The following is a 19007-nucleotide window of genomic DNA, read 5'->3' on the forward strand; positions in this document are numbered from 1 at the left end:
CCACGGCACCGGGGACACTCCGGCCCAGCGGAGCGGCCCGCTTCTCCGGGAGACGGCGGCAGCCTGACAAACATTCTCAAAACCTCTCCTTCGCAAAACAGGGAGTCCTTTGCATGTGCGGCCGTTATTTCGTCCAGCGGGAGGCGGGCCGTCTGCGCGACTATTTCGGCACCGAGGGCGATCTGCCGAATCACCCGCCGAGCTGGAACGTGGCGCCGACGCAGGACTCCTGGGTGGTGCGGCGCCACCCGCAGGAGGGGGTGCGGCATCTCGGGGTGCTGCGCTGGGGGCTGGTGCCGCGCTGGGCGAAGGATGCCTCGGGCGCGGCGAAGCTGATGAACGCGCGCAGCGAGGGGCTGGCGGAGAAGCCCTCCTTCCGCGAGGCGGCGCGGAAGCGGCGCTGCCTGGTCCCGGCCGATGGCTTTTATGAATGGCGCCAGGAGGGCAAGGGCAAGCAGGCCTATGCCGTGGCGCTGAGGAGCGGCGCGCCGATGGCGCTGGCCGGGCTGTGGGAGGGCTGGCAGCAGCCGGATGGCTCCTGGCTGCGCAGCTTCACCATCATCACCACCGAGGCCAATGCGAAGCAGGCGCTGGTGCACCACCGCATGCCGGTGATCCTGCCGCGCGAGGCCTGGGCGCTGTGGCTGGGGGAGGAAGCGGGCGATGCATGGAGCGATGCCCTGGCTCTGCTGCGCCCCAGCCCGGCGGAGGAGCTGGCCTGCTGGCCGGTGGCCGCGCGCGTCGGCAAATTCGCCGAGAATGATGCCGGGCTGATCGCGCGCGATCCCTTAGCCAGCCCGCCGCCGGAGCTGGACGACCCCTCCCCCTACGAGCCGCGATAGGTGGAGTAGGACCAGGGCGTGCAGAGCAGCGGCACGTGGTAGTGCCCCTGCCCCTCGGCCAGGCCGACGCTGATCACCACCTCATCGAGGAAGCGCGGCTCGGGCGCCATGCCGCGGGCGGCGAAGTAGTCCCCGATCTGGAAGCGCAGCTCATAGCGGCCGGGGGTGAAGGCCTCCGGCGGCAACAGGGCGGCCTCGGTGCGGCCATCGGCGTTGGTGGTGCCGTGGCCGATATAGTGGCGGTCCGGCGCCACGCGCCAGAGTTCGACCCGCACGCCCTCGGCCGGGCGGCCGGAGGCGGTGTCAAGCACATGGGTGGAGAGGGCGGAGGGCTTGCTCATCACTCGGCGGCCTCGGGCAGTTCCTCGGGGATGGTGGAGGTGAGTTCGGCGAGATCGAAGCGGCGCAGGCTGTCGAGATGCGCCTCCGCATCCTCCAGCCAGAGGGCGCGGCAGAGGCCGTCCACCAGCCGGGGCACGCCGTATTTCATGCCGCTGATGCTGGCGCCGGAGAGGCCCATGGACAGGGTGGCGGCATAGGTCATGCAGTGGATGCGGCGCAGCAGCGGCGCGGCGCCCGGCGTCTTCTCCCGGAAGGAAAAATCGTCGGCGAGGTAGGGCGAGGCGCCGCAGAGCGGGCTTTCCTCGCCCGGCGGCGGGGTGAAGGCGTCCTTCCACAGCAGGATTTCCGGCGCGAAGGCCGCCAGTTCCGGCCGCAGCCCGAGGTCGAAGGTGAAGCCGGTGCCGAGGATGACGGCATCGGCGGTGAAGCGGCCGCGGGGCGTGTCGAGGGCGACCTGCTCCCCCTCCCCGCCCTTGTCCGTGCCTTTTTCCGGGCTGGCTTCCATGCTGGCGCCCTGGATGGGGGCGCCCATCACCAGCCGGAAGCGCGGGTCGCTGGCGACGCGGTCCCAGCTTTCCTGGGGCGGGGGCTGGTTCAGCTCGAAGATATGCCGGGTGAAGCGCCATTTCAGCACGTCCGGCAGGGCGTGGTACTGGGCGAGATAGCCGGCCTGTTCCATCCAGCGGAAGGGGTTGACGCGCGGCATGCGCGGGCGGCGGACCAGCATGGTGGCGCTGGCCGCGCCGGCCTCCAGCGCGGTGGCCAGGTTGTCGAAGGCGGAGGCGCCGGCGCCCACCACGATCAGGCGCCTGCCGGCCAGGGCGGCGAAGTCGATGGCCTGGGCGGTGTGCAGCACGCGCCCGGGCGGCAATGCGCCGAAGGGGTGCGGCACCTGCCAGGCGCCGGAGCCGTCCATGCCGGTGGCCAGCACCATGCGGCGGGCGAGCTGGACCTGCTCCCCCGCCGGCGTGCGGAAGCGCAGGGCGAGCAGGCGCCCGCCCTGGATGCTGTCCACCGCGAGCAGTTCATGCCCGTGGCGCAGCGGCAGTTCGAGGGTTTCGGCATACCAGTCGAGGTAGCGCTGCCAGTCCTCGCGGCCGATCTTGCGCAGGCTCTCCCAGGCTTCGGCGCCGTCGCGGGCGGTGAAGAAGGCGCGCGGCGTCAGCGCCGGCACGCCGAGGTCGGGGCCGGTGACGTGCTTGGGCGTGCGCAGGGTGCGCATGCGGGCGAAGGTGGTCCAGACGCCGGTGCCGCCCGGCGGGGCGCGGTCGAACACGGCAATGTTATCCACCTTCTGGCGGCGCAGGCCGAAAGCCGTTGCGAGGCCGGTCTGTCCGCCACCAATGATGGCCACATCCAGCACCGCCTCGGCCGCGGGCGGCATCCAGGGATGCGCCGGATAGTCGAGCAGGGCGAGTTGCTGCCGGGCCTGGCGGGCAAGCTCGGCGAGAGGGGCGGGCATGGAGATCTTCCCGGTCATGGCGTGGCGTGGCACGATGCTGCTATGCATCAAGCATGCCGCCGGCTGGCCCCGGCCGGCAAGCACGGCGATGCTTCGGCGCGATTTCGACAGGCCGCCCGACCCCGCATGGAGGTGCCCGTGAGTGCCAGCGTGACCAAGCTCCGCGTCAAGGATGAGGATTTCCTCGTCGCCTCGATGATCGAGCGTTGCCCCAAGAGCATGATGATCCGGGAACTGCTGCAGAACGCGGTGGAAGCCGCCTGCACCGCGCCGGAGGGCAGCCGCAGGGTCGAGTTCTCGGCGCTGGAGGTGGCGGGCGCGCGCAAGCTCGCCCTCTGGAACAGCGGCACGGGGCTGACGGGGCCGGAACTCTACCGGATGTGCGACATCGCCGCCTCGATCCGCAAGGAAACGGGGATGGACCGCAATTTCGGCATGGGCGCCAAGGTGGCCTCGCTGCCCTCCAACCAGAACGGGATGCGCTACCGCTCCTGCCGCAAGGGCTCGGTGCAGGAGGTGGTGATCGGCAAGTACGAGGGCGTCTATGGCCGCCTGCTGCGCCCTGGCGCGGATGGCAAGCCGGTCGAGGTGTCGCGCGTCACCGAGGCGGCCGAGGCCGAGGGCCGGCCGCTCGACCAGGAATGGACCGAGGTCGTGCTGCTGGGCAATGCCCCGGAGCAGGACACGGTGGCCGACCCCTACCAGGGCCAGCCGCGCAGCGCGCCGCGCTGGCTGCCCAGCACCATCGCCCTGCGCTTCTTCCGCTTCCCGCAGGGGGTGGAGGTGGTGATCCGCCACGGCGCCACCCATTTCGCCCGCGATGCCGGGCGCATCATCCCGATGGCCGACCGCCTGGCCACGCTGCGCGACTATGAGGCGGTGCGGCTGCCGGATGGCATCGTGCTGCACTATGCCTATGACCCCTCCGCCAGCCTGCCCGGCACGCCGGAGGAGAAGCGCAGCCTCTGCGCCCTCGTGCACCGGGACGAGCTCTATGCCCTGCAGACCGGCGCGTCCTGGCGGCGCGACGCGCCGAATTTCGGCATCTCCTTCCTGGCGCGCAACATCAGCGTGCTGATCGAGCTGCCGGAGGACTACCCGGTGCAGCCTGAGGCCTACCGCGAGTTCCTGCGCTACCGCAACGAGATGCAGGCGCAGGCGAAGGTGGCGGATTTCGCCGGGCTGGTGGCGCAGAACATCCCCGCCTGGCTGCGCGGCCACATGGCCGCCGCCATGCCGGAGGCGCCCTATGCCCAGGAGGCGACGGAAACCCTGCAGGAGCTGCTCCAGCGCCTGGATGTGCGCCGGCGCCGGCCCGGGCTGAAGCCCAGCCTGGACCCCAAGCTGAACCCCACCGCCACCGACCCCAGCCTGCTGCCGCCGGAGGTCGTGCCCTCCCTCATGCTGCTGCGCGACCCGGCCGAGCTGGCGGACCGCCACCTCACCCACCGCGCCGCCGCCTATTACCCGGAGACGCACCAGCTCCACATCAACCTGACCTACCCGGCGGTCGAGGCGCTGGCCGCGCGGCTGCGCGCCCTGGCGGCCGAGAATCAGGAGCCGGAGGCCGTCACCCGCTGCGCCCTGACGGTGGCGGAGCGGGCGATGGTGCTGCGCATCGCCCGCGCCATCGCCTATGGCCTCTCCAAGCGCGACCAGCCGCGCGAATGGCGCGAGCCGCATCTGCGCCTGCTGCTCTCGCCCGAGAGCCTCTCCCTCGCCGCCGAGGATATCGACAGCGGCTGGGCCGAGGCCGAGCAGGCCATGCGCCAGGCCCTGCAGGACGTGCCGCTGGTGACCGACTGAGCCACCCCGCCGCCGGGGCAGCCCTCCCGGCGGCGAAGGGCAGCCGCCTATTCGATCTGCAGCCCCGTGCGCCGCACCACCTCGCGGAAGCGGGCGAATTCCTCCACCAGGAAGGCCCGCGTCGACTCCGGGGTGGAATCATCGCGCGGGTCGGTGCCGGCGGTGGACAGGCGCTCCCGCACCGCCGGCTCGGCCAGCGCGGCATTGGGGGGGGGGGGGGGGGGCCCCCCCCCCCCCGCCGGCAAGTCACTACGCCCGACCACCACCCTCCCCGTGGAAACCACGTATCCCCCCACCCGCGGGGGGGGGGGGGGGGGGGGGGGGGGGGGGGGGGCCCCCCCCCCCCACCACCTCGGCCGGCATGTCCCTCGGCCCGACCAGCACCGTCCAGGTGGAAAGCTCGTAGCCCGCCACCCCGGCCTCGGCCAGGGTCGGCACGGCGGGGAAGTTGCGGTCCCGCCCGCGCGTCGTCACCGCCAGCAGGGTCAGCGAGCCATCGCGGATCTGCCCGACGACCGAGGCGATCTGGTCGATGGCGAAGAGCACCTCCTGCTTGATCAGCGCCTCCGCCACCGAACTGCCGCCGCGGTAGGGCACATGCATGGCCGGCGCCCCGGCCATCTGGCAGAACAGCGCCCCGGCCAGATGCGCCACGCCGCCCACGCCGGAACTGGCATAGCCCGCCCGCCCCGCCCCCGCGCGCAGCCGCGCCACCAGCTCCGGCACGCTGCGGATGCCGCTGGCGGTGGGCACCACCAGCCCCATCGCGCTCGTCCCCACCACGGCGATGGGGGAGAAATCCTCGGCCGGGTCATAGCGCGCCACGCCCGGCTGCGCCGCCGGCGCCACCGCCAGGGTGGAGGCCGAGCCGACCAGCAGCGTGTAGCCATCCGGCCGCGCCTGGCGCACCGCATTGGCCCCCAGGCTGGAGCCGGCGCCCGGCTTGTTCTCCACCACCACCCGCCCGCCCGGGGCGAGGAGCGGCCCCATCCGGTCCGCCAGCACGCGCCCGGCGAGGTCCGTCGCCCCGGCCGGGGCAAAGGGGACGATGAGGGTGATGGTGCGGTCCGGAAAGGCCGCCAGGGCGGGGCGGGCGGAGAGCGCCAGCCCGCCGCCGGCCAGGGCCAGAGCCTGAGCGCAGAAAGCCAAAGCGGGGGTGGGGAGAAGGCCGCAGACGGCACGGCGTGTGAGAGGCCCGCGCGCAGGGGAAAAGCGCATGGACATTCCTCCATTTTTGGTGATTGCGGCCACTCTCGGCAGCGTCGGCAATGGAGTCAACGATATTGTCGACAATCCTGCCGCCGCCTACTCTGCGCCACCGCACGCCCCGGCGCGCCCGCAGGACAGAGCCATGCCCCCCGACGCCCCCCGCAACACCCCGCCGCCCACTCCCCTGCCCCACGCCCAGCCGGACGCCCAGCCGGACACCCAGCCGGGCGCCCTCCCCGCCACCATCGCCACCGCCCTGGAGGAGGACATCGTCTTCGGCCGCCTCCACCCGCGCGAAAGGCTGCTGGAGGAAGAACTGGCCACGCGCTTCGGCGCCACGCGCCACGCCATCCGCCAGGCCCTGGCCGAGCTGGAGCGCATGGGGCTGGTGGAGCGCATCCCCAACCGCGGCGCCCAGGTGAAGGCCTACACCCTGGCCGAGGTGGAACAGCTCTACGCCCTGCGCGCCCTGCTGGAGCGCGAGGCGGCGCGACAGATGCCCCTGCCCCTGCCGGAGGCCGATCTCGCCACGCTGCGCACCCACCAGGAGCGGCATGACGAGGCCGTGCGCCGCCACGACGCCCGCGCCGCCTTCCGCGCCAACCTCGCCTTCCACCGCGCGCTCTTCGACCGCTGCGGCAATCTCTTCCTGGCCGAGACGATCGAGCATCTGGCGCTGCGCGCCCATGCCATCCGCTTCGCCGCCGTGACCGACCCCGCCGCCCTGGCCCAGGCGCGGGACGAGCACCACGCCATGCTCGCCGCCCTCGCCAGCGGCGACCGCGAGGCCCTGCTGCGGCTCTGCGAGGCGCATCTGGTGCCCTCCCGCCGCGCCTATCTGCGCGCCCAGGCGGCTTTCCTGGCCTGAGCCGGCCTCCTGGCCCGCGCCACCCCCCACAAAAACCCGATCCCCGAGGAGAACGCCCATGACCGACGCCCCCGAGACCGCCGCGCCCAAACCCGAGCCCAAACCCGAGTTGGCCCACGGCCTCGCCCGCGGCCTGACCAATTACGGGGACAGGGATTTCGCCCGCTACCTGCGCCTGTCCATGGCGCGCTCCATGGGCCTCTCCACCGGGCTGCTGAAGAAGCCGGTGGTCGGCATCGCCGCCACCTATTCCGAGTTCAACAACTGCCACCGCCTGGTGCCCGAGCTGGTGGCGGCGGTGAAGCGCGGCGTGCTCGCCGCCGGCGGCCTGCCGCTGGAATTCCCCACCATCTCGCTGGGCGAGGTCTTCCTGAACCCCACCAGCCTGTTCTTCCGCAACCTGATGTCGGTGGACACGGAGGAGATGATCCGCGGCCAGCCGATGGACGCCGTGGTGCTGGTGGGCGGCTGCGACAAGACCGTGCCGGCCCAGCTCATGGGCGCCGTCTCCGCCGATATCCCCGCCATCCAGGTGGTGACGGGGCCGATGATGACCGGCCGCTGGCGCGGTGAGCGCCTCGGCGCCTGCACCGACTGCCGCCGCTTCTGGGCGAAGTTCCGCGCCGGCGAGATCGACGCCGCGACGATCGAGGAGGTGGAGGGCAGCCTCGCCACCACCGCCGGCACCTGCGCCGTCATGGGCACCGCCTCCACCATGGCCTCCCTGGCCGAGGCGCTGGGCATGATGCTGCCGGGCACCGCCGCCATCCCCGCCGTCCATGCCGACCGCATCCGCGCCGCCGAGGCCTCCGGCGCCGCGGCGCTGCGCCTGGCGCAGCTCGGCCTGACGCCCGCGCGCATCGTCACGCCGAAAGCCGTGGAAAATGCCCTGCGCGTGCTGCTGGCCATCGGCGGCTCCACCAACGCCATCATCCATCTGACGGCCATCGCCGGGCGGGCGGGCATCCCGGTGGACCTCCACCGGCTGAACGAGCTGTCCGACACCACGCCGGTGCTGGTGGACCTCAAGCCCACCGGGCCCTTCTACATGGAGGACCTGCACGTGGCGGGCGGCATCGGCGCCGTGCTGCGCGAACTGGCGCCCCTGCTGCACCTCGACGCCCTGACGGTGACGGGCGAGACCCTGGGCGAGCGCCTGGCCGCCGAGCCGGGCTTCGTCGACCGCGCCGTGGTCCGCACCCGCGCCGAGCCGCTCCAGCCGCAGGGCGGGCTGGTGGCGCTGTTCGGCTCCCTCGCCCCGCGCGGCGCCATCCTCAAGCGCGCCGCCGCCGACCCCACGCTCTTCGAGAGGGAAGGCCGCGCCGTCGTCTTCACCTCGCTGGAGGACCTCGCCGCGCGCATCGATGACCCGGATCTCGACGTGACGGCGGAGGATTTCCTGGTGCTGCAGAATGCCGGGCCGCTCTCCGCCTCGGGCATGCCGGAGGCGGGCTACCTGCCCATCCCGTCCAAGCTGGCGCGGGCGGGGGTGAAGGACATGGTGCGCATCTCCGACGCCCGCATGTCCGGCACCGCCTATGGCACCATCGTGCTGCATGTGGCGCCGGATGCCGCCTCGGGCGGGCCGCTCGGGCTGGTGCGCGATGGCGACCGCATCCGCCTCTCCGTGCGGGAGCGCCGCATCGACCTGCTGGTGGCCGAAGACGAACTGGCCCGCCGCCGCGCCGCCCAGCCCCCCGCCCCGCCCCCGCCGAAGCGCGGCTATGCCCGGCTCTACAAGGAGCAGGTGCTCCAGGCCGATGAGGGCTGCGACTTCGACATCCTGCGCGCCGAACCCTCCCGCTAAGGCCCGAAACCCCCTATCTCTGGCGGCGGGAGGACGGCCTCCCCGCGCATGACAACGGCAGGGACGGCCCCGCCACCTTTCTCAGGGGGGCCCGCCCTCATCATGTCCTGGATCTACCTGCTGCTCGCCGGCCTGCTGGAAATCGGCTGGGCCGTCGGGCTCAAATACACGGAGGGCTTCACCCGCCCGCTGCCCAGCCTGCTCACCCTGGCCAGCATGGCGGCGAGCGTCTTCCTGCTCGGGCTGGCCCTGCGCGACCTGCCGATGGGCACCGCCTATGGCATCTGGACCGGCATCGGCACCGTCGGCACCGCGCTGCTCGGCATCCTGCTCTTCGGCGAACCCGCCACCGCGCTGCGGCTCTTCTGCATCGGGCTGATCATCGCCGGGATCGTCGGGCTGAAATTAAGCCATTAAGAGAAAATGTTCTTTTTTGAAAAAAAGAACCAAAAAACTTTTCTCAGCCAGCGTCCCGCCTCAGGCCTGAGGCGGGACGCCAAACTGAAAGAAAGTCTTTTTTCTTCTTTTTCTTCAGAAAAAGAAGAAAACCTAAAATAAAATAATCAAGGCGCCAGATCATGCACCGGGCCGCTCGGCTCACCCACCGGAGCGGGCTGCGGCGCCGGGCGCACCAGGGCGGCGGTGTCGATCCGCGGCGGGGCCGGAAGCTGGAGCACCTCACTGGTGGACAGCCAGCCCTGGTAGGCCTGCTCCGCGCTCTCGTTCAGGCGCTGGCCATAGCTCGGCACCATCTGGAGGATCTTCTCCTTCCAGGCCGGGCTGGCGACCTTGTCAGGGAAGACCTTCTCCAGCAGGCTCAGCATGATCGGCGCCGCCGTCGAGGCACCGGGCGAGGCACCCAGCAGGGCCGCCACGCTGCCATCGCGGGCGCTGACGATCTCCGTCCCCAGCTTCAGCACGCCGCCACGCTTCGCATCGCGCTTGATGATCTGCACGCGCTGCCCGGCCTGCCAGAGGCGCCAATCCTCCCGCCGCGCCTGCGGGAAATATTCGCGCAGGGCGGCGAAGCGCTCCTCATCGGAGAGCATGAGCTGCCCGGCGAGGTATTCCACCAGCGGGAACTCATCCAGCCCGACGCGCAGCATCGGCCAGGCATTGCTCAGCGTGGTGGAGGTCAGCAGGTCCAGATAGGAGCCTTCCTTCAGGAACTTGGTCGAGAAGGTGGCGAAAGGCCCGAAGAGCAGCACCCGCTTGCCGCCGAGGACGCGCGTGTCCAGATGCGGCACCGACATGGGCGGGGAACCGACCGAGGCCTTGCCATAGGCCTTGGCGAGGTGGCGCATCGTCACCTCCTGGTTCTCCGTCACCAGGAAGGACCCGCCGACGGGGAAGCCGGCATAATCCTCCGCCTCGGGGATGCCCGTCTTCTGCAGCAGGTGCAGCGCACCGCCACCGGCGCCGATGAAGAGGAAGCGGGTGTCAAAGACCTGCTCCACCCCCTCCTTCACAGAGCGGCAGGTGACGCGCCAGCGGCCATCGGCGGCACGTTGGATGTCCTTCACCTCGGTGGAAAGATACAGGCCGAAATCCGGCTGCCCCTGCAGGTGGGCGACGAACTGGCGGGTGATCTCGCCATATTCGAGATCGGTGCCGAGCGGCGTCCAGGTCGCGGCGATCTTCTGGGCGGGGTCGCGCCCCTCCATCATCAGCGGCACCCAGCGGCGCAGCTGCTCCGCATCCGTCGCGTATTCCATGCCGGCGAAAAGCGGGCTGGCCTTCAGCGCCTCATGCCGCCGGCGCAGGTATTCGGTATTCTCCTCGCCCCACACGAAGCTCATATGCGGCGTGTGGTTGATGAAGCTGCGCGGGTTCCTCAGCACGCCCGCGCGGATCTGCGCGGCCCAGAACTGGCGCGACACCTGGAAGGCCTCGTTGATCTCGATGGCCTTGGAAATGTCGATGCCGCCGCCCGGCTTCTCCGGCGTGTAGTTCAGCTCCGCCAGGGCGGAATGCCCGGTGCCGGCATTGTTCCAGCCATTCGAGCTTTCGAGGGCGACACCCTCCAGCCGCTCGACCATGGCCATGGACAGGCCAGGCTCCAGCGCGCGCAGCCAGACGCCGAGCGTGGCGCTCATGATGCCGCCGCCGATCAGCAGCACATCCACCTTGCGGGCCTCGGCCCCGGCGGCGAGGGCGGGCGCGCCCAAGGCGGAAGCGCCGGGCAGCGCCGAGGCGGCCAGGCCGGCCAGCGCCACGCCCATCACCTGCCGGCGGCTCACCGGAACATCCAGAGAAGAAACGCCCATCGAAACGGAATTCTCGTTGTCGCTATTCACCCAGAACCAGCCTGTCTTCTCAATTTTAGCGAATGCTGATGTTTAACTTTCGGGCAATGGACGAACAACCCGCACATCAGGACTATGCGCTGACTTCACCGCGCATCAGCCGCGCCCTGGGCGCACCCCTCCGCCCTGGCGGCCTGCCGGGCGCGCGGCCGAATTCGCGCGGGAAAAGCGGCGGGCGGGCTTGTCTTTCCGCCCTCCCCTGCCAGGAATGCCGGGAAATCATCCCCGGGAGAGCGAGTGATGTCCGTGGCCCCCAACCTGATCGCGGCGGTGGACGAGGCCCGCCAGTGGCGCCGCCTGATGGAAATGGCCGAGCTCGGCGCCATCCCCGGCCCGACGCCGGAGGACAGGGGCGTCAACCGCCCCTGCCTCTCGCCGCTGGACCGCGTGGCGCGCCGCCGGCTGATCGCCTGGGCGGAGGAACTCGGCCTCAGCATCGCCACCGACGAGATCGGCAACCTCTTCCTGCGGCATGAGGGCACGGAGCCGGGCGCCGCCCCGGTGCTGACCGGCAGCCACATGGACAGCCAGCCCAATGGCGGGCGCTTCGATGGCATCTGGGGCGTCCTCGCCGGGCTGGAGGCGGTGCAGGCCATCCGCGAGGCCGGGCTTTCCACCCGCCGCCCGATCGAGGTGGTGGCCTGGACCAATGAGGAGGGTGGCCGCTTCGCCCCCGGCTGCATGGGCAGCATGGCCTGGACCGGCTTCCGCCCCCCCACCACCTGGGACGCGGTGACGGACCCGGAGGGCATCACCTTCCGCGCCGCGCTGGACGAGCATCTGCGCGAGGAGGCGGACCTGCCCCGCCGCCCGCTCGGCGCCTACCGCCCGCATGCCTATGTGGAAGCCCATATCGAGCAGGGGCCGCGCCTGGAGGCCGGGGGGCTGGATATCGGCGTCGTCACCGGCATCCAGGGCAGCCGCTGGTTCACCGTGGAGATCCACGGCAAGACCGACCACGCCGGCACCACGCCCCTGATGCAGCGCCAGGACGCGGTGCAGGACATGCTCCGCGCCATCACCGCCCTGAACACCCTGATGCACGACCCGCAGGACGTGCTGCGCTTCACGGTGGGCAAGGTGGAGGTCTTCCCCAATGCCTCCAACACCGTGGCGGACCTGGCGCGCTTCTCCATCGACTTCCGCCACCCGGTGGCCGAGGTGCTGCTGAAGCGCGGCGATGCCATCCCCGGCGTGATCCAGGCGGCGCTGCGCGACTGCACCGCGACGGTGACGGAACGCTTCCACGCCCTGCCCGTCACCTTCCAGCCGGAAGTGCCGGAGGCGGTGGAGCGCGCCGCCCTGGCCCAGGGGCTGAAGGCGCTGCGCCTGCCCTCCGGCGCCTTCCACGACGCGCAGTTCCTCGTGCCGCTCTGCCCGACGGGGATGATCTTCGTGCCCTGCCGCGGCGGCGTCAGCCACCACCCGTCCGAATATTCCACGCCGGAGCAGCTGGCCAAGGGCACGCGCGTGCTGGCGGCGGCGCTGGTGGAACTGGCGAAGTAAGGGAGAGAAACAAAAGAGGTTCTTTTTTGAAAAAAAGAACCAAAAAACTTTTCTCAGTCAGCGTCCCGCCTCAGGCCTGAAGCGGGACGCCAAACTGAAAGAAAGTCTTTTTGCTTCTTTTTCTTTAGAAAAAGAAGATGATTTTACAAATCACCAGCGCCGCGGCGGCCCGCAATCCAGATGGACGAAGCCCTCGCGCCGGTAGAAGCCGACGCCGCCCACCTGCATCTGCGCGGCGGTGCGGGCCACGCCGAAGGAATCGCGGCCCTGGAGGCGGAAATCCGCCGCCATGCCCGACATGTGCAGGCTGACCGTCGAGACCCGGCGCGAGCGCATGGCGTTGGAGGCATTGTGCTCCGGCGTGCGGTAGCCACTGGAGATGACGAAAGCCTCGTCCAGCGCATCCAGCCGGCTGGCCACGGCGTGCAGCACGTCGAACAGGCGCGGGTCCATCGGCGTCACCTCGGAGGCCGAAAGGTCGCGCAACACCCAGTCCAGCTTGTGCAGGGCCTCGCGGTCATAGCGGCCCTCGCGGAAATAGACGCCATCGAAGCTGTCTTCCGTGAAGGCCCGCTGCACCTTGAGGCGGCGCAGCGGCGGCAGCGCCACCGCCTCCGCCCGCCGCGGCAGGGCGGCGGCGCCGAGCAGGCCAAGCCCGGCCGCCAGCACCTCGCGCCGCCCGGCCTGGGCGGGGTCACAGCAGGGGCAGGTGGGGAAGGAGGAACGTCGCAACGGCATCACTCGATCGTGGAGAGGGGGGCGGTCTGGGCGCGCACGGCCTCGCCCGAGGCGCGCACCGGCGTGGCCGAGGGCATGGCCCGCGCCTCGGCCGGCTTGGCGGGCGAGGTGGGGGGAGCGGGGGCGCGCGCCACCACCGCGGCGGGCGGCGTCACCGCCGGGCGCTTCTGGTCCAGCAGGCGCAGATAGGCGCCATCCAGCCCATAGAGATCGGCCAGCAGCCGCGCCTGCCCGTCCTCCACCACCACGGTGTCGTAGTGCAGCCGCACCGGCAGGGTGCGGGCGAGGCCGACGAAGCTGGTCTGCCGGCTGTCCAGCGCGCGCTGGGCGCGCTCGCGGTTCCAGCCGGGGGCGCCTTCCAGCACCAGGTCGAGCAGCTCCATCGGCTGGCTCAGGCGGATGCAGCCGGAGGAGAGGGCACGGTCCGCCCGGCTGAACAGGTGCCGGTCCGGCGTGTCGTGCAGATAGATGTCATCGCCATTCGGCATGACGAATTTCAGCCGGCCGAGGGCGCTGACATCGCTGGCATCCTGGCGGACGAAATAGGGGAAGCGCTGCGGGTTCACGCTGGCCCAGTCCACCGTCATCGGGTCCACCTCCACGCGCTCCCCGGCGACGGTGGTGAAGAGGCGAAAGCCCTTCTCCATCATCGCGCGCGGGTCGCGGCGGAACTTGGGCAGCAGGTCCTCGCGCGCATTGCGCTCCGGCACGCCCCAGGGCGGGTTGAACTGCACCGCCGTCATCCGCACCGCCAGCATCGGCGTGGCCCGCGCCGTCTTGCCGACGATGACGGGCATCTGCATCACCAGCTTCGTGCCCTCCAGCACGCGCAGGCGGAATTCGGGGATATTCACCTCGATGCGGCGGCCGGGCGGCGGGGTGGGCTGGCCACGGCGCTGGTCCATCGCCACGCGGATCTGCCCCACCCGCGCCTCGGCCGGGCGGTTGAGCAGGCGCTGCGTCATGGCGCCGACGCGGCCATCCGCCTCCAGCGCATTCGCTGCCTGCCAGCGGCGGACGGCGGCTTCCAGCGCCGCGTCATAGCGGGCGCCGCCATCCGGCGCGGCGGCCAGGGCGGCATCCTCCACCGCCAGCCGGGCGCGCAGGGCGGGGATGCGGGTGGCATCCTCCATCCCCGGATCCAGCGTGCCGCCGGGGGGAATGGAGGGCCAGCCCCCGGCCTCCACCCGCGCGCGGGCGGCATGCAGGGCGAGGCGCAGCGCCGGCATGTCCGGGTGCAGCAGCGCCGCCTGCTCGATGACCTCGGCCGGCTCGGCGCTGCCATAGAGGCGGGCCTGCCATTGGGCCAGCGGCTGGGCCGCGGCATCGCGCCGCAGGTCGGGCCGGCCGGCATATTCGGGCACATGGCCCAGCAGCAGGTCCGACAGCGCCGCCACCGCGCTGGCATAGAGCGCGGCGGTATAGCCCTGCGGGTCGGTGGTGGCGCGGGCATCCTCGGGGATGTCGTAATGGCGGGGGGTCAGCCCGTCCTGGTCCAGCGCGCGCAGCCGCGCGGCGAGGCGCAGCAGCGCCTCCCACCCCGGCTGCACCGCCGGCCCGCGGGCTGGCCCCGCCGCCCGGGCTGGCCCCGGCAGGGCCAGGGCAGAGGCGATCAGCAGGGCGGACAGGTCTCTGCGGCGCATGACGCCTCCCATAACAGGGGGCCACCCGCCCCCGCCAGTCTTGACACAGCGTTGTTACGCGCCGGCGGAGAGGCCTGAAAGACCTCACATCCCGCTACCGCGTTTCCGGGAAACCGGGGGCTTGACCCCCTGCGGGAGCAGGCGCAGCCTCGGCACAGACATTCTGCCAGGGGAATGGCCATGTCCGCCAGTGCCGCACCTGCGAAAACCGCCGCCGCGCATACCGGGCCGGCGAATGCCACCCCTGCGCTGGAGGCGCATGTTACGCCTGCGCTGGAGGCGCGTGTAAACCCTGCGCTGGAGGCGCGGCCCAATGCCTCCCTCCCGCTGATGCTGGAGGAGGCGCGCGCCGCCTATGCCGCCGCCCGCCCCGCCTCCGCCACCCTGCACGACACCGCGCGGCAGAGCCTGGCCGGCGGCAATACGCGCAGCGTGCTGTTCTACACCCCCTTCCCCACCGCCATGACGCATGGCCGCGACTGCCGGCTGTGGGATGCGGACGGGCGCGAATACATCGACTTCTGTGGCGAGTATTCCGCCGGCCTCTTCGGCCATTCCGAGCCGCGCATCCTGGCCGCCATCCGCGCCGCGCTGGAGAAGGGGCTGAACCTCACCGCCGTGGGGCAGAATGAGGGGCGGCTGGCGGCGCTGATCCAGGCGCGCTTCCCGGCGATGCAGCGCCTGCGCTTCACCAACAGCGGCACGGAGGCCAACATCATGGCCCTGACCGCCGCGCGCAATGCCAGCCGCCGCCCCGGCGTGCTGGCCTTCCGCGGCGCCTATCATGGCGGGGTGCTGGTCTTCTCCGGCGGCGGCGAGGCGGTGACGCTGCCCCTGCCCTTCACCCTGGCCGACTACAATGACGGCCCCGGCGCCGCCGCGCTGATCCGCGCGAAGGCGGACGAGATCGGCGCCGTGATCGTCGAGCCGATCCAGGGCGCGGGCGGCTGCCTCCCGGCCGAGCCGGCCTTCCTGCACGCCCTGCGCGCCGCCACCGCCGAGACGGGCGCCGTGCTGATCCTGGACGAGGTGATGAGCAGCCGGCACGCCCCCGGCGGCATGCAGCAGCGCCTGGGCGTGGTGCCGGACATGGTGACGCTGGGCAAATACATGGCCGGCGGCATGAGCTTCGGCGCCTTTGGCGGCCGGGCGGAGATCATGGCGCAGTTCGACGGCCACCGCCCCGGCACGCTGCCGCATGGCGGCACCTTCAACAACAACGTGCTCTCCATGGCCGCCGGCGTCGTCGCCCTGGGCGAGGTCTTCGGCCCCGCCGAGGCGGAGGCCCTCTTCACCCGGGGCGAGGCCCTGCGCGCCGCGCTCAACCGCGTGCTGGCGGGCAGCGGCATGCAGTTCACCGGGGTGGGCAGCATGCTCTGCCCACATTTCCGCCCCGGCCCCATCCGCGCCGGCTACGCCGCCACCCCGGCGGAGGAGCAGCTGCGCGAACTCTACTTCCTCGACATGATGGAGGCCGGGCTCTACCTCGCCCGGCGCGGCATGATCGCCCTCAGCCTGCCGATCGGCGATGCCGAATGCGCCCGGCTGGTGGAAGCGACCGCCGCCTTCCGCGAGCGCCGCGCGGCGGTCCTGCCAGGGATTTGAAATGAAAGAGAAAAATTCTTCTTTTTCTGAAGAAAAAGAAGCAAAAAGACTTTTTTTCAGGCTGCCGCCGTCTCCCGGCCCAGCGGGACGCTGAACTGAAAAAGTTTTTTGGTTCTTTTTTTCAAAAAAGAACCCCTTCCTACTTCTTCTTCTGGATCAGCAAATTCGCCAGATACGGCGCCGCCAGAAGCTGATCGCGCGAGATGGCCGCCACCCACCCGCCCCGGCACAGGCGGCCGATGGACAGGCCCATGCCCAGGATCTCATCGACGAAGGCATCCGGGGCGAAGCCGGCGGCGCGGATCTGCCCCGGGGACCATTCCATGATGATCCGCAGCCGGGGATTGCCCGCGATGGCCTGCCGCGCACCCCGGAAGACCAGCGGCTCCGCCCCTTCCACATCCACCTTCATCACGTCCAGCCGCCCGCCGAGGCGGGGCAGCAGGTCATCCACCCGCAGTGCGGGCACGGTGAAGGGCTGCTCCGGCGCCTCGCGCATGCTGTTGGTGAAGTCCACCCCACAGGCGGCGATGCTGGTGTTGCCGCTGCGCTGCATGCGGCGGAACAGCGTCACCTCCCCCTCCCGCTCATGGATGGCGGCCTGGAGGATGGCGCAGCGGTCCTTCAGCCCGTTCATGACGACATTGTCCATGGCGTAATCCGCCACGGCGGCATCCGGCTCCACGCCGATCACCCGCCCGCGCGGGGCGAGCAGCGCCATCAGCACCGAGAAATAGCCGAAATTGGCCCCCAGATCGAGGCAATGGCTATCCTCGTCCAGATGGCGGCAGAGCCAGGCGGTGGCCATGTGCTCATAGGTCTTGCCCAGGATGAAGCCGGGGCTGATCAGCCGGTCCCGCGCATCCACCAGGTAATGGGCCGGCCGGCCATTGAAGGAGCGGCCGCAGAGCACCTTGCCCTCGCCCACATAGACCGCCGGCTTTGCGCGGGCGTAGCTGATATTGGCCCAGCCAACGATGCGGCGCAGCCAGCGGGGCAGAGCCATGGCCGGGCGTCAGCGCCGCTTCAGCACGGCGAAGGGGTTGGGCCGGGCCGGGGCCTCTTCCGGCGCCTCCTCCTCCACGATCTCCGGCAGGGCGGCGCCCGGCGCGCGGGGATAGGGGTCGAGCGCCAGGGAAAGCTGCTCGGCCAGGGCCTCGCCCAGCTCCATCACCCCGTTCTCGTCGGCGTGGATTTCGTCGGGGCCTTCCGGGTCGTCGGAGAAATCCGCCTCGGCGGGGAGGAAACGCAGATCCACCGCCTCCTCCACCTGCTGCGTCACCGGCTCCAGCGTCACCACGCAGGCCTGCACCACCCGGGCGCGCAGCGTGCCGCGGATGCGGATGGCGCCGCCCCGCTCCTGCCGCATCTCCAGCTCGGCGCTGAAGGCATCGATGGCGGGAATGCCGAAGCGCGCGGCCAGGGCGGCGCACTCCGCCGCCTTCGCCTCCACCAGCTGGCGGCGGCCATCGGGGCCAACGGCCACCCAGGGCAGGGTGCGCGAGAATTCCAGGTTCTCCGTCATGCGGGGTCCTCCTCCGGCGCGGGGAAGCGGGCGGTGCCGCGCGCCAGGTCATCCAGGGTTTGCGCCGCCAGGGCGGCATCAATGCGGAAGGCCAGCGCCGCCAGGGCCACCGGGCCGGGGGCCGTGGCCTCCTGCCCGCCGCGCCAGACATTGCGGGCCAGCGCCAGGGCCAGCGCCGCCGCGTCCCCGGCGGCCAGCGGCGCCTCATAGGCCTGGGCGCGGCCGTGGAAGGCCTCCCACATGTTCTTCACCCGCTTGGCGATGGACATGTCACCCACCCCCATCTCCCGCAGGTTGAAATCCATGTCGGCGAACATGGCGTCGAACACCGCCTGGGCCAGGGCGGCGCCGCGCGGGTCGGCATCCCTGTGCAGGCGCCGGATCAGCAGCGCGACATGCAGGCCGATCAGGTCGAAGCGCCCATCCAGCGTGTCCGCCACGCCGAGCGTGGTGAAAAAGGCCGGGTGGCGGGCGGCGCGCACGGCGGCGCCGTAGAGTTCAAAGCCCTGCCGCTCATGCGGCTTGCGGCGGAACAGGCCGAACAGGCCCATGGTCGGACGGCTCCCTGGCTGGCGCACGCAGGCGCCGGTTGACCCCGCTGCGGGGCGGTGGCAATCGGTCCTGCAGATGGACCGCATCCCCGCGCCGGTCAATCCGACCGCGTGGGGCCCTGGCCAAGAGGAATCCGGGCGCCCGTGACTCGCAGCGACAATCCCCGCAGCCTTGCCCGCCCGCCGCGCCTGCGCGCCGCGTTGCTGGCCCTGACCCTCGCCCTGCCCGCCGCCGGCTGCTCCTTGTTCGAGGCGCCCCCGGTCCAGCGCGGCAACAAGGCCGATCCGGACCTCCTCGCCCAGCTCACGCCGGGGGTGCAGACCCAGGCCGATGTCCAGTCCCTGCTCGGCCCGCCGACCTCCACCGGCACCTTCGACCGGACGAACTGGTATTACATCAGCTCCGTCACCCGCATGCGCCCGGGCACCAAGGGCGCGGTGGAGGAACGCCGTGTCGTCGCCCTCACCTTCGACGAGCGCGGCGTGCTCCGGCAGATCCGCGAGCTCGGTGAGAAAGACATGAACGACAATGTCGGCATGGTCGAGCGCACCACCCCCGTACCGGGCACCGAGCGCACCGTCCTCCAGGCGCTGTTCGGCAATATCGGCCGCATCGGCGCCGGCAACATGGGCAGTGAGCAGGGTCCCGGCACCGGTCCGGGACGCTGATTTCATAGTTTAGATAAAGAATCTTCTTTTTCTAAAGAAAAAGAAGCAAAAAGATTTTTTCCGTTTGGCGTCCCGCCTCAGGCCCGAGGCGGGACGCTTTCTGAAAAAGTTTTTTGGTTCTTTTTTTC

17 protein-coding genes and 1 pseudogene are annotated in these 19007 nt (G+C 71.1%); 8 read left to right on the forward strand and 10 right to left on the reverse strand.

The genetic code is table 11. The annotated features are described in order from the left end of the window. Positions 1–113 precede the first annotated feature (113 nt). Complete coding sequence (locus NON00_RS03250; protein WP_256017646.1) at positions 114–842, forward strand: SOS response-associated peptidase; 729 nt, start codon at positions 114–116, stop codon at positions 840–842. Here NON00_RS03250 and uraH read toward each other — a convergent pair. Together uraH and NON00_RS03260 are read right to left on the reverse strand one after the other, a co-directional pair. Beyond that, the gene (uraH, locus tag NON00_RS03255) at positions 827–1183 is read right to left on the reverse strand and encodes a hydroxyisourate hydrolase (protein WP_256017647.1); all 357 of its coding nucleotides are present in this window, start codon (positions 1181–1183) and stop codon (positions 827–829) included. The two genes, NON00_RS03250 and uraH, sit on opposite strands and share 16 nt — an antisense overlap. Beyond that, positions 1183–2646 carry a SidA/IucD/PvdA family monooxygenase gene (locus NON00_RS03260; RefSeq protein ID WP_256017648.1) on the reverse strand — a complete coding sequence of 488 codons (1464 nt, stop codon included), beginning with the start codon at positions 2644–2646 and terminating at the stop codon, positions 1183–1185. Before NON00_RS03260 ends, uraH begins: the two co-directional genes overlap by 1 nt. A 138-nt stretch (positions 2647–2784) precedes the next feature. Here NON00_RS03260 and NON00_RS03265 point away from each other — a divergent pair, with 138 nt between their 5' ends. Beyond that, entirely contained in the window at positions 2785–4452 is a 1668-nt protein-coding gene (locus tag NON00_RS03265) for an ATP-binding protein (RefSeq protein WP_256017649.1), read from the forward strand. Between the two features lie 47 nt (positions 4453–4499). On the opposite strand, the gene NON00_RS03270 is transcribed toward NON00_RS03265, so the two are convergent. After that, complete coding sequence (locus tag NON00_RS03270; protein ID WP_256017650.1) at positions 4500–4715, reverse strand: hypothetical protein; 216 nt, start codon at positions 4713–4715, stop codon at positions 4500–4502. Beyond that, the gene (locus NON00_RS03275) at positions 4702–5670 is read right to left on the reverse strand and encodes a tripartite tricarboxylate transporter substrate binding protein (protein WP_256017651.1); all 969 of its coding nucleotides are present in this window, start codon (positions 5668–5670) and stop codon (positions 4702–4704) included. The genes NON00_RS03270 and NON00_RS03275 overlap by 14 nt, the downstream gene beginning before the upstream one ends. 133 nt (positions 5671–5803) lie before the next feature. Between NON00_RS03275 and NON00_RS03285 the strand changes: the two genes are divergently transcribed. From NON00_RS03285 to sugE, 3 genes are all read left to right on the forward strand, one after another. Then, on the forward strand, positions 5804–6529 hold the full coding sequence (locus NON00_RS03285) for a GntR family transcriptional regulator (protein ID WP_305123181.1): 726 nt from the start codon (positions 5804–5806) through the stop codon (positions 6527–6529). Between the two features lie 58 nt (positions 6530–6587). Then, positions 6588–8336, forward strand: a complete 1749-nt coding sequence (locus tag NON00_RS03290) for a dihydroxy-acid dehydratase (protein ID WP_256017652.1) — start codon at positions 6588–6590, stop codon at positions 8334–8336. Positions 8337–8438: 102 nt separating this feature from the next. Beyond that, a complete protein-coding gene (gene sugE, locus NON00_RS03295) occupies positions 8439–8753 on the forward strand; it encodes a quaternary ammonium compound efflux SMR transporter SugE (RefSeq protein WP_256017653.1) in 315 nt (104 codons plus the stop codon). A gap of 146 nt (positions 8754–8899) precedes the next feature. Here the strand turns inward: sugE and mqo are convergent, their stop codons facing one another. Further along, a complete protein-coding gene (gene mqo, locus NON00_RS03300) occupies positions 8900–10558 on the reverse strand; it encodes a malate dehydrogenase (quinone) (protein WP_305123185.1) in 1659 nt (552 codons plus the stop codon). 324 nt (positions 10559–10882) lie between these two features. On the opposite strand from mqo, the gene NON00_RS03305 reads away from it, so the two are divergent. After that, positions 10883–12148, forward strand: a complete 1266-nt coding sequence (locus NON00_RS03305; RefSeq protein WP_256017655.1) for a M20 family metallo-hydrolase — start codon at positions 10883–10885, stop codon at positions 12146–12148. 150 nt (positions 12149–12298) lie between these two features. Here the strand turns inward: NON00_RS03305 and NON00_RS03310 are convergent, their stop codons facing one another. Continuing rightward, positions 12299–12886, reverse strand: coding sequence for a DUF882 domain-containing protein (locus NON00_RS03310; RefSeq protein WP_256017656.1), 588 nt, complete (start codon positions 12884–12886; stop codon positions 12299–12301). Beyond that, on the reverse strand, positions 12886–14529 hold the full coding sequence (locus tag NON00_RS03315; RefSeq protein WP_256017657.1) for a murein L,D-transpeptidase: 1644 nt from the start codon (positions 14527–14529) through the stop codon (positions 12886–12888). The genes NON00_RS03310 and NON00_RS03315 overlap by 1 nt, the downstream gene beginning before the upstream one ends. Before the next feature lie 507 nt (positions 14530–15036). On the opposite strand from NON00_RS03315, the pseudogene NON00_RS03320 reads away from it, so the two are divergent. Continuing rightward, positions 15037–16134 (forward strand): annotated as a pseudogene (locus NON00_RS03320) (aminotransferase class III-fold pyridoxal phosphate-dependent enzyme); the annotation flags it as partial. Between the two features lie 139 nt (positions 16135–16273). On the opposite strand, the gene NON00_RS03325 reads toward NON00_RS03320, so the two are convergent. The 3 genes from NON00_RS03325 to NON00_RS03335 are packed head-to-tail and all read right to left on the reverse strand — an operon-like array spanning position 16274 to position 18210. Continuing rightward, positions 16274–17140 (reverse strand): FkbM family methyltransferase, encoded by an 867-nt coding sequence (locus NON00_RS03325; protein ID WP_256017659.1) that lies wholly within the window; start codon positions 17138–17140, stop codon positions 16274–16276. Between the two features lie 9 nt (positions 17141–17149). Further along, entirely contained in the window at positions 17150–17659 is a 510-nt protein-coding gene (locus NON00_RS03330) for a DUF177 domain-containing protein (RefSeq protein WP_256017660.1), read from the reverse strand. Further along, a complete protein-coding gene (locus NON00_RS03335) occupies positions 17656–18210 on the reverse strand; it encodes a ubiquinol-cytochrome C chaperone family protein (protein WP_256017661.1) in 555 nt (184 codons plus the stop codon). The genes NON00_RS03330 and NON00_RS03335 overlap by 4 nt, the downstream gene beginning before the upstream one ends. Positions 18211–18354: 144 nt before the next feature. On the opposite strand from NON00_RS03335, the gene NON00_RS03340 reads away from it, so the two are divergent. Beyond that, positions 18355–18879: an outer membrane protein assembly factor BamE gene (locus tag NON00_RS03340; RefSeq protein ID WP_256017662.1), complete on the forward strand. Its 525-nt coding sequence runs from the start codon at positions 18355–18357 to the stop codon at positions 18877–18879. The last annotated feature ends 128 nt before the right edge of the window (positions 18880–19007 follow it).

It is taken from the genome of Roseomonas sp. GC11 (assembly GCF_024437745.1).
Lineage (GTDB): Bacteria > Pseudomonadota > Alphaproteobacteria > Acetobacterales > Acetobacteraceae > Pseudoroseomonas.

Coding starts and splice junctions, on each gene's coding strand:
- NON00_RS03250 (WP_256017646.1), top strand. CDS start 114: ATGTGCGGCCGTTATTTCGTCCAGCGGGAGGCGGGCCGTCTGCGCGAC.
- uraH (WP_256017647.1), bottom strand. CDS start 1,183: ATGAGCAAGCCCTCCGCCCTCTCCACCCATGTGCTTGACACCGCCTCC.
- NON00_RS03260 (WP_256017648.1), bottom strand. CDS start 2,646: ATGCCCGCCCCTCTCGCCGAGCTTGCCCGCCAGGCCCGGCAGCAACTC.
- NON00_RS03275 (WP_256017651.1), bottom strand. CDS start 5,670: ATGCGCTTTTCCCCTGCGCGCGGGCCTCTCACACGCCGTGCCGTCTGC.
- NON00_RS03285 (WP_305123181.1), top strand. CDS start 5,804: ATGCCCCCCGACGCCCCCCGCAACACCCCGCCGCCCACTCCCCTGCCC.
- NON00_RS03290 (WP_256017652.1), top strand. CDS start 6,588: ATGACCGACGCCCCCGAGACCGCCGCGCCCAAACCCGAGCCCAAACCC.
- sugE (WP_256017653.1), top strand. CDS start 8,439: ATGTCCTGGATCTACCTGCTGCTCGCCGGCCTGCTGGAAATCGGCTGG.
- mqo (WP_305123185.1), bottom strand. CDS start 10,558: ATGGGCGTGGCGCTGGCCGGCCTGGCCGCCTCGGCGCTGCCCGGCGCT.
- NON00_RS03305 (WP_256017655.1), top strand. CDS start 10,883: ATGTCCGTGGCCCCCAACCTGATCGCGGCGGTGGACGAGGCCCGCCAG.
- NON00_RS03310 (WP_256017656.1), bottom strand. CDS start 12,886: ATGCCGTTGCGACGTTCCTCCTTCCCCACCTGCCCCTGCTGTGACCCC.
- NON00_RS03315 (WP_256017657.1), bottom strand. CDS start 14,529: ATGCGCCGCAGAGACCTGTCCGCCCTGCTGATCGCCTCTGCCCTGGCC.
- NON00_RS03325 (WP_256017659.1), bottom strand. CDS start 17,140: ATGGCTCTGCCCCGCTGGCTGCGCCGCATCGTTGGCTGGGCCAATATC.
- NON00_RS03330 (WP_256017660.1), bottom strand. CDS start 17,659: ATGACGGAGAACCTGGAATTCTCGCGCACCCTGCCCTGGGTGGCCGTT.
- NON00_RS03335 (WP_256017661.1), bottom strand. CDS start 18,210: ATGGGCCTGTTCGGCCTGTTCCGCCGCAAGCCGCATGAGCGGCAGGGC.